The 14395-nt window shown below is 40.1% G+C and carries 13 protein-coding genes; 6 read left to right on the plus strand and 7 right to left on the minus strand.

Annotated features, from left to right (window positions below):
- The first annotated feature begins 10 nt into the window (after positions 1-10).
- The 3 genes from EHQ24_RS11635 to EHQ24_RS11645 are packed head-to-tail and all read left to right on the plus strand — an operon-like array spanning position 11 to position 2870.
- Positions 11-580 (plus strand): anthranilate synthase component II, encoded by a 570-nt coding sequence (locus EHQ24_RS11635; RefSeq protein ID WP_135601777.1) that lies wholly within the window; start codon positions 11-13, stop codon positions 578-580.
- The gene (locus EHQ24_RS11640; RefSeq protein WP_135601778.1) at positions 577-2472 is read left to right on the plus strand and encodes an ABC transporter ATP-binding protein; all 1896 of its coding nucleotides are present in this window, start codon (positions 577-579) and stop codon (positions 2470-2472) included. The genes EHQ24_RS11635 and EHQ24_RS11640 overlap by 4 nt, the downstream gene beginning before the upstream one ends.
- Positions 2469-2870 (plus strand): response regulator, encoded by a 402-nt coding sequence (locus EHQ24_RS11645; RefSeq protein WP_135601779.1) that lies wholly within the window; start codon positions 2469-2471, stop codon positions 2868-2870. Before EHQ24_RS11640 ends, EHQ24_RS11645 begins: the two co-directional genes overlap by 4 nt.
- On the opposite strand, the gene EHQ24_RS11650 is transcribed toward EHQ24_RS11645, so the two are convergent.
- A complete protein-coding gene (locus tag EHQ24_RS11650) occupies positions 2857-4731 on the minus strand; it encodes a HEAT repeat domain-containing protein (RefSeq protein WP_208725764.1) in 1875 nt (624 codons plus the stop codon). The two genes, EHQ24_RS11645 and EHQ24_RS11650, sit on opposite strands and share 14 nt — an antisense overlap.
- A 143-nt stretch (positions 4732-4874) precedes the next feature.
- Here EHQ24_RS11650 and hflX point away from each other — a divergent pair, with 143 nt between their 5' ends.
- Positions 4875-6437, plus strand: coding sequence for a GTPase HflX (gene hflX, locus EHQ24_RS11655; RefSeq protein WP_135601780.1), 1563 nt, complete (start codon positions 4875-4877; stop codon positions 6435-6437).
- Here hflX and EHQ24_RS11660 read toward each other — a convergent pair.
- Together EHQ24_RS11660 and EHQ24_RS11665 are read right to left on the minus strand one after the other, a co-directional pair.
- Complete coding sequence (locus tag EHQ24_RS11660; protein WP_135601781.1) at positions 6421-6792, minus strand: STAS domain-containing protein; 372 nt, start codon at positions 6790-6792, stop codon at positions 6421-6423. The genes hflX and EHQ24_RS11660 overlap by 17 nt on opposite strands.
- 6 nt (positions 6793-6798) lie before the next feature.
- On the minus strand, positions 6799-8082 hold the full coding sequence (locus tag EHQ24_RS11665) for a homoserine dehydrogenase (protein ID WP_135601782.1): 1284 nt from the start codon (positions 8080-8082) through the stop codon (positions 6799-6801).
- A 144-nt stretch (positions 8083-8226) separates the two neighbouring features.
- Here EHQ24_RS11665 and EHQ24_RS11670 point away from each other — a divergent pair, with 144 nt between their 5' ends.
- On the plus strand, positions 8227-8874 hold the full coding sequence (locus tag EHQ24_RS11670; protein WP_135601783.1) for a hypothetical protein: 648 nt from the start codon (positions 8227-8229) through the stop codon (positions 8872-8874).
- Between the two features lie 3 nt (positions 8875-8877).
- On the opposite strand, the gene EHQ24_RS11675 is transcribed toward EHQ24_RS11670, so the two are convergent.
- Positions 8878-9489 (minus strand): hypothetical protein, encoded by a 612-nt coding sequence (locus tag EHQ24_RS11675; protein WP_135601784.1) that lies wholly within the window; start codon positions 9487-9489, stop codon positions 8878-8880.
- 94 nt (positions 9490-9583) lie between these two features.
- Between EHQ24_RS11675 and EHQ24_RS11680 the strand changes: the two genes are divergently transcribed.
- Positions 9584-10852 (plus strand): formylglycine-generating enzyme family protein, encoded by a 1269-nt coding sequence (locus tag EHQ24_RS11680; RefSeq protein ID WP_135601785.1) that lies wholly within the window; start codon positions 9584-9586, stop codon positions 10850-10852.
- Between the two features lies 1 nt (position 10853).
- Here EHQ24_RS11680 and EHQ24_RS11685 read toward each other — a convergent pair whose 3' ends face one another.
- The 3 genes from EHQ24_RS11685 to EHQ24_RS11695 are packed head-to-tail and all read right to left on the minus strand — an operon-like array spanning position 10854 to position 14372.
- Positions 10854-11315 (minus strand): MarR family winged helix-turn-helix transcriptional regulator, encoded by a 462-nt coding sequence (locus EHQ24_RS11685; protein WP_135575933.1) that lies wholly within the window; start codon positions 11313-11315, stop codon positions 10854-10856.
- Positions 11316-11352: 37 nt separating this feature from the next.
- Entirely contained in the window at positions 11353-12939 is a 1587-nt protein-coding gene (locus tag EHQ24_RS11690; protein WP_135601786.1) for a phytoene desaturase family protein, read from the minus strand.
- A complete protein-coding gene (locus EHQ24_RS11695; RefSeq protein WP_135601787.1) occupies positions 12939-14372 on the minus strand; it encodes a DUF4139 domain-containing protein in 1434 nt (477 codons plus the stop codon). The genes EHQ24_RS11690 and EHQ24_RS11695 overlap by 1 nt, the downstream gene beginning before the upstream one ends.
- Positions 14373-14395 lie beyond the last annotated feature (23 nt).

The raw sequence follows: 14395 nt of genomic DNA on the forward strand, positions 1-14395 counted from the left end.
CTCTCCTAGTATGTTCCTGCTCATCGACAACTACGATTCATTCACCTATATTCTGTACCAATACCTGAACCAAATCACGCCGACAAAAGTCATACGTCACGATGAAGATATGCCGGTAGATTTGTATAAAAATTACAAAGCAGTGGTTTTATCACCTGGACCTGGACTTCCCAAAACTTCGGGCCAACTTTTTTCCCATTTACAATCTGTTTATCAATCTTTGCCCGTTCTAGGAATTTGTCTCGGTCATCAGGCCATTGCAGAGGTAGCCGGTGCGAGGCTCGAACAGACGAAAGACATATTCCATGGACGGCCCTCTGAGATCCAACATGATGGGAAAGGTCTCTTTAAAAACATTCCCAATGGTTTTTTAGCCAACCGGTACCATTCTTGGGCCGTATCGAAAGTTTCTTTGCCTCCCGAATTGGAAGTGACAGCCGAAACCAAAGATGGAGTCATTATGGGAATTCGTCACAGAAAATGGAATAAGGTCTTTGGGGTTCAGTTCCATCCAGAATCCATCCTCACCGAACATGGGGAAACCTTACTCCGTAACTTCTATGAGGAAGTTATCACATGAAATATTTTTTACGACTTTTGTCCTATTCAGTGCATTACAGGCAACGTTTTGTTTTGGGACTTGTATTTGCACTTTTGACAGCAGTTTTAAATGGAATTTCTCTTACAGCATTAATTCCCCTCTTTGATTCGTTAGGTGGAGATAAAAACAATCGTTTCCATTTAGATTTAACACTGCCTGAAAAAACAATTCTAGTTCAGGAAGTACTACTCGGTGAAGATAGTTTGGACGGACTGGAAAGACTCAAACGTCTGATCATTTCTGCTAAACTACAAATCAACGAATTCACCGCGGATATGGAACCGAAAGAAGTGGTTTGGGCGGTTTGTATCGCAGTATTTCCACTTTATCTTTTAAAATTAGGAACATATCTTTTGTCTGTATTTTGTATTGCCACTGCTGGTTATAAAGCGGTCAGAGATATCCGCCAAGAGTTATTCCAAAAAGTTCAGAGATTACCTCTCACATATTTTTACAAAGAAAAAACGGGACTCATTATGAGCCGGGTCATCAACGATGCTGAGATTGTGGCGGCCGTCATATCGAGTAATCTTCGTGATGCGGTGATTAACTTCTTTTATGTTCTAACTCACTTAATGATTTTGATTTATTTGAATTCGGAATTATTAGTATTAGCTTGTCTTACCATTCCTGTGGTAATTTTACCTGTTACCTTATTCACTCGGAAAATTTCTTCTTCTACGGCTAGGTTCCAAGAAAAACTCGCAGACCTCAATAGCCATATCCAAGAATTCATTTCTGGAATTAAGGTCATCCGAACCTTTCGGCAAGAAAAACAAGACCTTAAAAAATTTGATCATATCAACTTTAGAGTGTATCGCAGAACTTTCAAAGGACAGTTCTATTTACAAATGGCTCCAAGTCTTGTGGAACTCACATCTTCCATTGTAGTACTTGGATACTTTGCTATGGGTGCCAAATTCATTTATTCAGGTAAGTTCACCCAAGGGGAATTTATGGCCTTCCTCCTTACCTTGTTATTTTTACTTCGCCCTCTCACACAACTTTCGCAAATGGTGGGAAAAATCACCCAGGCCAATTCGGCAGGGAAACGAATTTTTGAAATCATCGATCGTGATTCCGAAGTAGTGGAACATGGGGATGAAACAGTCCTCGAAAAAATAGAAACAGGAATTCAGTTTGATGACATTCACTTTTCTTATCCTGGAACCAACCAAGAAGTTTTAAAAGGAATCAACCTAGACATCAAACTGGGGGAAACTTATGCCTTTGTGGGAACCAGTGGTTCTGGTAAGTCCACAATGATGGATTTGATTCCTAGGTTCTTTGATCCTACTGCTGGTAAAATTCGTATCGATGGAATTGACATTCGTAACTATTCTCTCAAATCCCTTCGTAAAAAAATTGGAATTGTAACCCAGGAAATTTTCCTCTTCCACGGAACCATAGCAGATAACATTGCTTATGGGACTGGCGCTGCCACTCGTAAAGAAGTGGTTCGAGCCGCTCGTCTTGCCAATGCCCACGATTTCATCACCAATATGGAAAAAGGTTATGATACCGTCATTGGAGTGCGTGGACTCGATTTAAGCGGGGGCCAAAGGCAACGACTCGTGATTGCTCGTGCTTTGTTACGAAATGCTGAGATTATGATTTTGGATGAAGCAACGAGTGCCTTAGATGCGGAATCGGAAAGGTTAGTGAGTCGTGCTTTGGAACGCCTTTTTAAAAATAGAACTACCTTTATCATTGCCCATCGCCTATCCACAGTGCGTCGTGTAAAAAATATAGTTGTGATTGAAGAGGGTGAGATCAAAGAACAAGGGGATCACGATTCCCTTCTTTCCCAAAATGGAATTTATAAAAAATTATACGAAAGTCAATTTGCGGAAACGGAGATCCAAATATGAAAAGAGTTTTAATCGTAGATGATAATGATCGTTATGCGAATAATTTAAAATCATATTTTGACTCTAAAAACATTCCCTCTGACCGCGCTGTGGATGCTAAGGAAGGATTTGTCCTTTTTTCCAAAAATCCAAATTATGATATGATCATATCCGATGTGACAATGGAAACCCAAACCTCAGGGCTTTGGATGATGCGTGAAATTTACAAATCTGGTTACAAGGGTGTTCTTGTGATTGCTTCTACAGGATTTGATGTATTTGGTGTGATGCCTTTTTCTTCGTTGTTTTTACCTTGGTTTTGTGGGCTTCATTGGATGATTCCAAAAGTTCCACTCAAACAAGGAACGGTGGAATGGGTTCCCACCGCTCTCTCCAAAGGAAAAGTTAGTCCTTTTTAGGAACTTTAATCTCTTCGATTGGATTGAAGAGATTGTTGTGTTTTCCTTTTTTCAAATTAGAATACTTACCCGTGTTTCCATCGGTTCCTAATTTTTTCACTTCGATGATATCCAGTTTTGGATAAAAAACCCAACCAGTAACAAAAGCATCTCTCGCCCCGGGTAAGGTTGATTCCATTTTCACTTGGATGTATTTATCGGTAAGGATATCTTCGTCAATGCGAACGGCAAATTCCTTTTTGGTTTCAGAAAGGATGAGGCCAATCTCTTTGTTTTTAATATAAGATACTGGTCTTGAACGTTCATTTGGTTCAGCTCGGAGATAATCATCTTCAATGAGAATGATGGCATACTTTCCAAAAGCCTTACGACGAAGTAAGGATTCTCCAATTCGTTTGTTTAATTTTTCGTCAGTTTGGGATTCGTTCAATCGAATGAGAGCAAAAGTAGCGGAGAGAGATGGATTTTTGCTAATTTCATCAATGGTCATAAGAGCCATATTTGGTTCTTCGCTCACGAACTTTTCTAAAATGCGAAGGCTTTCCCGACTTCCGTGAATGGCGAGTGCTTCCAATGCTGCTTCTTTGATTTCCTGGTCACTTGACTTAAGAAATTTATCAAATATTTCCACATCCGCATCTAATCTATGATAGGCGAGTCCTCGTAATGCTCCAGAAACAATGACAACATATTCAGAGTTAAGTCCGGTTGTGAGAATCATTTCGCGTCCTGCAGGATCTCTTGTTTTCCCAAGTCCTTCATAACTAACAGCAATGACTTCCGGATCTTCTGCTTTAGTACCAGCGATAAAATATGACAGAGACCTTTTATCACCTAGATCGGAAAGAGCTTTGTATGCGGCAGGTCTTACTTGGTATCCATCTTTATCAATGGCATTTTGTAAACTGACACGGCCGGCTTTCAATCGACCTAGGGCAAGTGCTGCGGCAGAACGTACACGAGGAATGGGATGAGTGGCGAGGATTTTTTCTATGTTTTTAGGCTTCCGATAGTATTCCCATTGGAAAACTTGGACAAGGCCGCTACGAATTTGGTCAGTATACTCTCTGTCTTTTTTTTCTTCGTCAGAAAGTACTTCCTCTTCTTCTTTTTTTACTAATTCATTAACTTGTTCATTCGCTTTAGCTTTTCCTGTAACTTTTGTTTTGCGATTGAGCCGTTTGATAGAAATTTTTGAACCATTCTCTTCTTTTTTAGGTATTATTTTTGCAGGTTTTTTCTTTGTATCTTCTTCTGGAGCAATGATCGGATCTTCAACCGGTTTGGGATCGGCATCAGCAATATCTTTCCCTTGGTTATAGTTACTAGAATCAGCACGAATGTTTCGAATGGCATTTTGGATTCCAATGGCTTTTGGGCTATATTGTTTTAAGGAATCTAAAATATTACCCAATTCATAACTCACCCGACCGATGGCAGGTCCATCAAAATCATTAGGTGTGCTTTCTATTAAGTTCTGATTGGTTTGGAGTAAACTAGGGAGTTTGTTTACGATGGAAGGTAGGTCTTCTTCCAAATACGCAGCTGCTTGCATTTCTTGGTTCGCAGGTTCCCCCACGGTTTTTTTGCTATCGGCACGGAGGGCTACATTTTCGCCAAATTCCAATAGTGTAATGGCTTTATGTGCTTCTTGGATAAAATCATCATACTTACGGTTGTTTGTAACAGGAACTAATATATTTTTAGATTTGTTTGGATCTAAATCCGATCCTTGGTATTCTTTATACTTAGGTGAAACATCTGTTAATTGGTAAGGCTTCGAAGTGGAACAACCTATCAACAGAACAAGGACCACCCATAAACTGCTCTTCCAAATTATGTCTTGACCCTTTTGAAACATCTGATAGCCTACTTCCATACTTTGAATATCGGATACGTACTATAAGTAAAATTAGCGGCAATCTAGCTGGTCTCAAGCCAAACCAGTTAAAAAAGTTAAAATCTCTCTCCGAAAGGCGTCTTCGGGAGGATTCTATCATCTCCATGGAGCTAGCTAGGCTCGTTGGCGAGATTTCAGTGGAAATTCGCAGGCAGGTTGGCCTTCTCATTGAGAGGACAGGTTATGTCACCCATTTGATTGTTGGCAATGACAACTCCATAGAAATTCCCCATTTAGACAGGTATCGTGTGGCTCATTCTAGGCTCCGAGGCCTTCGACTCTTCCACACACACCTCAAAGAACACCCGTTAAACCAAGAAGATTTGATGGACCTTGTCCTCAACCGTTTTGATTCCATTACGGCTGCTTGTGTGGGTGCTGATGGAATTCCCAAATACTTTTTTTCTGCCTTTATCAATCCAGATCCCGATGCAAAGGAACCTTGGATTCTTACTCCCAAACAATACCCTGGTCAATTGAAGTATGGATACTCGGAACAAGTAGAGGCACTGGAATCCGAATTCACAAAAAAAACATCCATCCTCAAAGAATCTCAAAAAGAAAACAGAGCCTTCCTTGTGGGTGTGTATGATGTCAGGAAGATGAAACGTTCGCCAGAACATTCCATGGCGGAACTCAAAGAACTTTGTCGCACAGCAGGGATTCATGTCGTGGATACCTATGTCCAAAAAAGAGATCCCGATCCTAAAACTGTCGTAGGAAAAGGTAAATTACAAGAAATCATTTTAACATCAGTTCACAAAGACATTGAACATTTGATTTTTGATTTGGAACTCACACCTTCACAGGCAAAAAAAATCTCGGATGCCAGTGATTTAAAAATCATCGACCGCACCCAACTCATATTAGATATTTTTTCCAAAAATGCAAAATCTAGAGACGGAAAACTCCAAGTAGAACTAGCCCAACTCAAGTACTTAAAAAACCGCCTTTCGGAATTGGATGACAATATGAGTCGCCTAACGGGTGGTATCGGTGGTAGAGGGCCTGGAGAAACCAAGTTAGAAATTGGAAACAGACGTGTGGAAGAAAAAATCACTCGTTTGGAAAATGAACTGAAAGACCTCAAACGTCGTAGGGAATTAAACCGTAAGGCTCGGTCCAAAAACGAAATCCCTATCGTGGGAATTGTTGGTTATACAAATGCCGGGAAGTCAACACTCCTCAATGCCCTCACAAACTCTACCGTCATAGCAGAAGACAAATTATTTGCAACTCTAGATCCCACAACTCGCAGGATTCGATTCCCAGAAGAAAGAGAAATCATCATTTCTGACACTGTGGGTTTTATCCACGACTTACCGCCAGATTTATCCCAAGCATTTAAGGCCACTCTGGAAGAATTAGGGGATGCGGATTTATTACTCCATGTAGTAGACTCGACAAATCAAAATTATGCGGAACAAATGGAAGCCGTAGATACCATCCTCAATTCCCTTCAATTGAATGAAATTCCTCGAATGGTGGTTTTTAACAAAGCCGATGGGTTGGATGAAGAGACGCGAATTTCTTTTGAAAAAAATGATGCTCTGCTTGTTTCTGCTGTGACCCGAGAAGGATTATCTCATCTTTTGGATTTAATTGAAGACGAACTTTGGAAAAAGAAGGAACAGATCCCAAATTTAGTTTCTATTTCCAATTCGTAATCGCTTCTTCTTTGGTATTAAAAATCTGAACCTTTCGTGGTAAATCCATCAGCCGAATCACGTTTTCTAGAAAATGATTGAGTCCCCCAATGAGGATTTTGCCGCGATTGTTTTCGACTGTTTTGATGATACTAATCAGTGTTGCTACCCCAATGCTATTGATATAATCCAACTTGGTTAATTCCAAAATGATATTGTAAACAGAGTCACGAAAGATCACGGAAATATTCCGATTGATTTCGTAAGCGTTGGTATTGGTGATTTGGCCCACAAAGGAAACAACCAGAACTCGCTCTCTTTTGATTTCGATGAATTCTGTTTTGAGATCCAGAGAGGGGAACTGCAAGTCCGCCATAGCGAGTTACAGTTTTTCCAAAAGCCGAATGGCTACAGTTTTCTGTTTGATGATGTTCGACATAGTATCAATTTCCTGCAGAGATTTCTGAAATTCCCCTTCCGTCGCCGAATGAGTGACAACAATCACAGACACCGGTTCCGAAGTGGACTCCTTCTGTTGGACGGATGCAATGGAGATATTATGACGGCCAAGCACCTGAGAAATTTCCGCAAGAACTCCAGGTTTGTCCACAGTGGAAAAACGTAAGTAATAACGAACCAAATTATCAGGTTCTGGAAACGCTTTGGCTTCTGGAAAAAGATTATTTTCCTTAGCGATGTCCTGACTTCCCAGTCTCGATGCATAGTAGATGATGTCAGAGAGAACCGCACTTGCCGTTGGCATTCCCCCGGCACCTTTACCCGTGATCATTCCTGAATCGGCTTCTTTTGTTTTGTAAAACACAGCATTTGATTCATTCATTACATTTGCCAAAGGATGTTCTAGAGGAACGAGAGTGGGATGAACTTTGGTGAGAACACCCGCCGAACTTCGTTTAGAGATTCCTAAAAGTTTGATTCGGTATCCGAGAGAAAGTGCGGACTGGATGTCCAAAGATTGTAAATCAGAAATTCCTTTTACAGAAAGGGAAGCGAACGAAACGTACTCACGGAAGGCAAGACTCGCAATCAAACTGATTTTATGACCAGCATCGATCCCTTCCACATCGAAGGTTGGGTCTGCTTCTGCAAATCCGAGTTCTTGGGCTTTTTTCAGTGCTGTCGAATAGTCCCAGCCCTCTTGTTCCATTTTGGTTAAAATAAAATTTGTGGTTCCGTTTAGGATTCCGCAAATGACTTCAAATTCGCAAGAAGAGAGTCCATCTCGTAATGTACGAATGATGGGGATGGAACCAGCAACTGCTGCCTCATAACCAAGTTCGGCTCCTGTTTTTGCGGAGATTGGATACAAATCGCGGCCTTTTTCGGATAACAATGCCTTGTTGGCTGTAATGACGGTTTTCCCATTTTCCAAAGCTGACCGAACCGCCTGGTAAGCTGTATCGGTTCCGCCTATCAATTCAACAATCATATCGATATCCGAACGATTTGTTACAGATAATACATCGTTTGTTACTGGAACGTTCGTTTTACCTTGGAGTTTTCCCGGGCTACGGGTGGCAATGGTCGTTAGTTGTAAGTTGATTCCATAATGACGTTGGATTTTTTCTCGGTTTTTTTCCAAGAGTTGGAGTAAGCTTGTGCCGACAACTCCGGCACCCAATAGACCAATACGAACTTCTTTCATCTAGGATCACGATTTCGTAGGAGAAAGGGAAACACACTTAAAAAAAATTTAAAAAAAAACAAATTTGAGAAGAAGTTCTTCAGCTTTTTTTGTTTTTATGTGATAACTATAATTAGAATTGTCTCGGCAATAAGGATTATCATTATGGCAACGAAAAAATCATCATCTGCCGCTAAGAAGAAGGCTGTTAAAAAAGCGGCTAAGAAAACAAATACGGTTAAGAAACAATCTACAAGAAACGAAAGTGCATCACTTTTCAGAAACGATGAGTCCGCGCAAGTTTCCCTTCAATCCCCGGTATCTCATTCCGAAGGATCTACTCAATCAAAAGAATCTGGAAATGGAGTGTATCTATTTTTGGTTCTCGCAGGTGTGCTTGCGATTGGGTATTTAGGATATGTAAAATACTTCAAAACAAAAGCTCCAGTAGCTGTTACATCTGCTCCTGCTGATGCACAAACAAAACCTGTGGCAGCAGAGCCTGAGAAAAAAGTTGAAGAAACTCCTGCACCTGCAGAAGAATCGACAGCAGGATTTCTCGTGGACAAAGTAGCTTCTAAAAAATGGTCAGAAGCAGCTGCGTATTGTAAATCAGTAGGTGGTGTGGTTCCTTCTAAAGATGATCTCGTAAAATTTGCAGCTACGGCTCCAAAAGAGATCAAATCTAGCGAAGAGAAATATTGGACGAAAACAGAAGTGGACAAGAAGTCAGGTTTGGCTTACCGTTTTTCTAACGGAAAAGCACCAAAAGTGGACAAAGCTACTTCTTTAAAAGTTCTTTGTAAAAACTAATCTCTAACGAGAGTTCGATTGGATCGGGGCTAGAATTTCTCTTCTGATTTTGTCCGCAAGATCAGAAGATGCAAACATCTTCCCCGATACATCTGTTAAATAAAAACTATCTTTGGCCCGACCTGTTTCGAAGTCCGTTTCAATAGTCGCAGTACGAATGTTAATTTGATTTTGCATTAAAATGCGAGATACATAATACAACAAACCTCGTCCGGCACTACTTTCCAAATACAAACAAGTTTCGTTCCTTTCGGGAAGATCACTGAAAATAAACTCTGGAGTTTCACGAAAGAATGTAGCTATGGCTGGTTCTTGGATCTGTAATTTCTCCAAAATTTCTTCAAATTTTGTATTTTTGGAAAACAGGGAATCCATCATCATTCCGAGTTTGAATGCGGCTTGGGTTGTGTCCCCGCCATCTGCCTGTAAAATAAACGAATCGATTGTAAATTCGCGACCTTGTTCTATGACTGTGCTTAGTTCGCCTGAAAGGATGTCCATTTTAAGAGCATAAATGATCGTAGCGATTCTGTGGAAGGTACCAATTTGGGTAGAATCCGTTTTGAGGGAAATAAGGATGTTTTCCTTCTCTCGTTTGTATTGAAACTCGATCAATTTGGCATTTCTCTTTCCCACAGATTGTATATATGCACAGGAAATTTCAATCAAAAGGTTTCTGCAAAATACGCCGATGATGATAAAAGACAGAATGAAAAATTTACTATTGATTCTATTCGTTTTGGGTTTTGCTATGGCACCCCTTGTTTCGCAAGAGGAAACTTCGGAAGAATCACCCTTTGCATCGACTAAAAAGAAAGTCCAACTCTGGAAAGGGGAAGTTGTCGGTGTTTATAAAAATAGACTTTGGATCAAAGTTCGAATTTATCGCAACCAACGAATTTCTAAACTTTCTTTGAATGAAATTAAGTCCCTATTTGTGGAAACAAAAGAATTTCCAGTGTATCAAAAACTCACAGATCTCAAACAGGGGGTTCTTGTCGTTCGAGATATCGTTTGGGAAGAAAAACATATCAATAAAAAAAACCAATTCATTGAAGTCGTGTTAGTAGGCGATTACAAACCAGACCTAAGTTCCAAAATGAAAGAGATCACAACAGATGCTTATATTTCCAGTTATATCGAAGAAGATTTTTTTACAGAGCCTGATGCCTTTTTTAAAGGAAGGTTTACCCCTCCGAGAAAAACGGTCTTTCATCCCAAAGATAGAAAGGAAATGGTTCTAGTTACTAGAGGTCTTTTTTTATACGGCCAAGGCACCGATCCTTCTTCTGACAGTTTTAATCCCTATTTTTTGGAACCAAAACCTTCCAACCTAAAAGAGATCCCATCCTTTTATATCGATAAGTACGAAGTCACCAATGCAGAATATGCTTATTTTCTAAAACAAACAAATACCCAAAGCCCTCCTCATTGGATCGGGGGAAAGTATCCAGAAGGAGAAGGGGACTTTCCTGTTGTCCATCTCACTTACAGGGAAGTAGAAAAGTATGCGAGTTGGGTGGGGAAACGAATTCCTACCGAATGGGAATGGGAAAAAGCAGCCCGCGGCCCTGGTGTCATCGAATTTACCAACAGGGATGAAACTTTGGGTTACCAAATCATCGCCACCAAATATCCTTTTGGAGATGAATACGATTCTTTGTATTGTAATACAAGGGAATCAAAAATCGGCAAAGCACAATCGGTATTAGAATTATCTACCGAAGGGGCAAGTCCCTATGGGGCGATTGGTATGTGTGGGAATGCGGCGGAATGGACTTCCAGCGATTACCAGTTGTATCCCGGTCATCATATTAAAAACTTTTCTTTTGGGAAAATTTACAAAGTGATTCGTGGAGGATCGTATTCGGACTCTGCAAAAAATGCAACGGCTAGTGCTAGATCTTACGGGGGGATACCAAACCTATCCGAAGATAGGCGAGCAGGATTTCGATTGGTGATGGACTACCGAGATTAAATTACTTACAGAGAGCGTCTGTTTTTTTACCGAGTTTTTTACAAATCTTACCTAAGACTTCTTGTTCTTCAGGTGACAATACTGCAAATTCAGAAGTGATTCGTTTTACATGGTCAGGGAAAATTTGTTCAATGAGTTTTTTTCCTTCAGTCGTTAGGTGGACAGAGATAAATCGTCTGTCTTCCACACCGCGAACACGTTCTACAAGACTTCGTTTTTCTAGGTTGTCGATGACGAGGGTGATGTTTCCCGTACTTTTAAGGATTTTATCCCCTAGATCTTTTTGGCAAAGAGGGCCCAAATGGTACAAAGTCTCGAGTACCCCGAATTGGCTTTCTGAGATGCTCCACTTCGTGAACTCAGAAATCAATCGGGAAGACAGAGACTCGGCCGCGCGTTTCAACTTAATGAATGCATCCAGCGCCTGTACTTCTTTTTTGGATCCTTTGAATTTTGTTCCCATTAATTTAATATCAAACTATCAAATCTTAAACCAATTGTCAACCGGTTTCTTGGCTCTTTTGGAAAAGTTCTTTCATGAGCCGAAGTGTCCCAGTAAACCCTAAAACCACGGAGGAGGCTGCAATTCCCCCCATCAGGGCACCAGCAACTCCAGGAGAGCAAGCATCCGCTCCCGTTAGGTAAAGATTTTTGATCGTTGTCCTCACACCTAACCATTCTTGTTGAAAGCGTTCCGGTGTACAGGAAAGTCCATAAATGGAACCTTCTTTATGACCTGTAAAAAATTCCGTGGTGATGGGAGTAGAGAGTTCAGTGAATTCGATTAAGTCCCGAAATCCAGGAAATCGTTTTTCTAAAAATTCTAACATTCCTTCGGTGATGGTTTCTTTGAGTTTTGTATAGTCTTCCCCTCGTTTTTTCCAAGGTTCATCTTTCCACTTGGCAAAAAGAGAATAATCAGCAAAACTAATGGCTTCGGCCGTGTGGTCTTCGGCTTCCGGATTTTTTAAAGAAGGGAAAGACAAATACATCATCGGAGGTTTTCCTTCTGCCAGATCATTTCTTTTCGCATAACTGGCGTCATGATTTATATCAGGAAAGATCCAATGATTTTCGCCGTGGAATCCGAGTTTTGTCGGAGATTCCTTAAATCCAATATAAAGTGTGATGGATGTGGTTCCTTGTGTGCTAAGAGATTCCAAAGGTTTTTGGAAAGCAGAGGAATGTTCTTTCGGTAATAGTTTGTTATACGTTGTGTAGGCTCCGGCATCGGAAACAATCACATCAGCATAAAATTTCTCTTCAGAAAAAGTTTTTCCTTTTTGGACTTCTACTTTCACACCAACTGCCTTGTCTCCTTCGAGAAGGATTTCTTTGACTGTGTGAAGGATTTTTAAACTCCCACCGTTTTCTTCTACGATGGGTTCAATCGAATCTACTATTTTGGAAGAACCACCAATAGGAAAATAACCGCCATTAAAGTAATGGGTAACAATCATGGAATGGATGGCAAAGGAAGATGTAGCCGGGGGAAGACCATAATCACCCCACTGCGAACAAAGAAGGGCTCTTAAGTTTTCATCCTGAATATGTGTTTCCATATATTCTTTGGTGGTAATGTAAGGAGTGGATATGTGGTTTAAGTTTAAAAACTTGGCTGCCTTTTCAAATACGGCGGGCAAAGCTTTGAGTGTAAAATGCCTTCCAAACCATTGGGTAAAAATTTCCACATCTCGAAAGTATCTATCAATGGCTTCAGATTCTAAAGGAAATTTGAGTTTTAAGTCCGAAACAAATTTTTCTTTTTCTCCATAAACGGGAAAACTAAATTCTGGGTAATCGAAGACTTCAAAAGGTTCTTCCATTTTGTTCCACTTCACACCTTTTTTGGTAATGGAATCAAAAAGAGTTCGTAACATCGAACCTTCGGCTAAGTCCCCGATATAATGGATTCCCACATCCCATTCAAATTTTCCTAATCGTTTGAAAGTATGAGTAAATCCGCCTAACTTAAAATGACGCTCCAAAACCAGAACTTTCTTTTTGGCTACTTGAGAAAGGACAGAGGCGGCCGTGAGGCCACCAATTCCAGATCCGATAATGATTACGTCATATTTGTTTTCCATTATTGGTATTTTGTTTCTACAGTGTATTCTACAGTTACGGTTTCGTTAGCTTTTAAAGGAACATCGGTATAAGCTTTTGTAGCCGATTCTTTTATGAATTTATGTGAGGATTTAGTAATGTTCCAATCTCCCCAAAGGCTAGCATAAAACCGAACTTCGATTTCTTCTTTTTTTCTGTTTCGAATTTCTGCAGAGTAAGTTGATTTATCTCCACGGGAAAGTTTGAACACTTCGCTGGAAAGACGTTTGCCATTAGCAACCACATCAAAGGCTTGTCCTGTTTTGATTTTTACTTCTTCGTTTTCAGGAGTGTGATCGATGGTATCTTCTCCCAGAAGTTGTTGGCGTCCTTTAGAATCTGCTTTAAAAACGCGAATGGTTCCTAGTGGGAGCGGGCGACCTAAATTGTTTTTCTTCGCATTTTTAAAAATATATTTGATGGTTGCGTTATTAAAATTCTTTTCATTTCCCTCATACATCGGTAGGTTTTCAAAAACAAAATACTTTTTGATTTCGATACCTTCTGATTGAAATAATTGAACTTGTTTAGTTTGATTATATCCGATGTTAGTTGGTTGGTCTAAAGTGTACAAATAGTATTCAGATAAATTCTCTTGGTTGAATTCAGGTGCTGCCGAAGATTCATCATATTCCTTTCGCATTGAATTTTTGACCGAACGAGGTTGTACTGCATATGTGTTCGTTTGGTTGGAAATTAAATTTACCTTACCTGCGACAAGTTGTAAGGTTGCATTTTTAAACTCAGCACCAGAGTTGTTGTTTAATGTGACCCAAGAATTCAAACCACAGTTATTTTCCTCTTTGTCCAATACGAGGATATAGTCAGCAGACCAACCAAGGCCATGGGTTTGGTAAGACACTTCTAAGGTTTGTTCCTTTTCCACATCGTTTTTTAATTTCCATACAAGAGTAGGTTTTGCAAAAAGATTTTCAGGGATAGTAGGAACTGTCACTCGTCCATTGTAACCAAGTGAAATTTCATCACCAATTTTATACACAGGGTTTCCGTTGTTTGAGATTAACGTCGCTTTGACGGAACTTGTTTTTTCTTTGGTTTCATTGTATAAAGTAACTTCTTTTCCAATGTATTTGTCCATAAGGCGTTCAGGCGAAATTAAATCGTATTCGTAGTTTTGTTCAAATACGGTAAGTTTTTTAGGATCTTCTCCTTTGACTCTTACGGTTTGAGGGATGATTTGAGAAGGAACATCTTCGAAACGTAAAGTGCGAATCCCTTTGGATAAATTTAAAAGACGAGTTTCACGAACTAGACCAATGCCTCCATTGTAAATGGTAACACTGACTGATTTGCGGTCAGACTGGGTGGACATATCAAATGCGGAATCAGAGGTAATGCCTGCTGTAAAAATCAGGAGTGCGAGAGTGGTTAAGGGTAATATTTTGGATTTCATGTATTCTCCCATGAGCATTCTAC

The sequence above is a fragment of the Leptospira noumeaensis genome (genome assembly GCF_004770765.1).
Lineage (GTDB): Bacteria > Spirochaetota > Leptospiria > Leptospirales > Leptospiraceae > Leptospira_A > Leptospira_A noumeaensis.

Coding starts and splice junctions, on each gene's coding strand:
- EHQ24_RS11635 (WP_135601777.1), top strand. CDS start 11: ATGTTCCTGCTCATCGACAACTACGATTCATTCACCTATATTCTGTAC.
- EHQ24_RS11640 (WP_135601778.1), top strand. CDS start 577: ATGAAATATTTTTTACGACTTTTGTCCTATTCAGTGCATTACAGGCAA.
- EHQ24_RS11645 (WP_135601779.1), top strand. CDS start 2,469: ATGAAAAGAGTTTTAATCGTAGATGATAATGATCGTTATGCGAATAAT.
- EHQ24_RS11650 (WP_208725764.1), bottom strand. CDS start 4,731: ATGTTTCAAAAGGGTCAAGACATAATTTGGAAGAGCAGTTTATGGGTG.
- hflX (WP_135601780.1), top strand. CDS start 4,875: ATGGAGCTAGCTAGGCTCGTTGGCGAGATTTCAGTGGAAATTCGCAGG.
- EHQ24_RS11660 (WP_135601781.1), bottom strand. CDS start 6,792: ATGGCGGACTTGCAGTTCCCCTCTCTGGATCTCAAAACAGAATTCATC.
- EHQ24_RS11665 (WP_135601782.1), bottom strand. CDS start 8,082: ATGAAAGAAGTTCGTATTGGTCTATTGGGTGCCGGAGTTGTCGGCACA.
- EHQ24_RS11670 (WP_135601783.1), top strand. CDS start 8,227: ATGGCAACGAAAAAATCATCATCTGCCGCTAAGAAGAAGGCTGTTAAA.
- EHQ24_RS11680 (WP_135601785.1), top strand. CDS start 9,584: ATGAAAAATTTACTATTGATTCTATTCGTTTTGGGTTTTGCTATGGCA.
- EHQ24_RS11685 (WP_135575933.1), bottom strand. CDS start 11,315: ATGGGAACAAAATTCAAAGGATCCAAAAAAGAAGTACAGGCGCTGGAT.
- EHQ24_RS11690 (WP_135601786.1), bottom strand. CDS start 12,939: ATGGAAAACAAATATGACGTAATCATTATCGGATCTGGAATTGGTGGC.
- EHQ24_RS11695 (WP_135601787.1), bottom strand. CDS start 14,372: ATGAAATCCAAAATATTACCCTTAACCACTCTCGCACTCCTGATTTTT.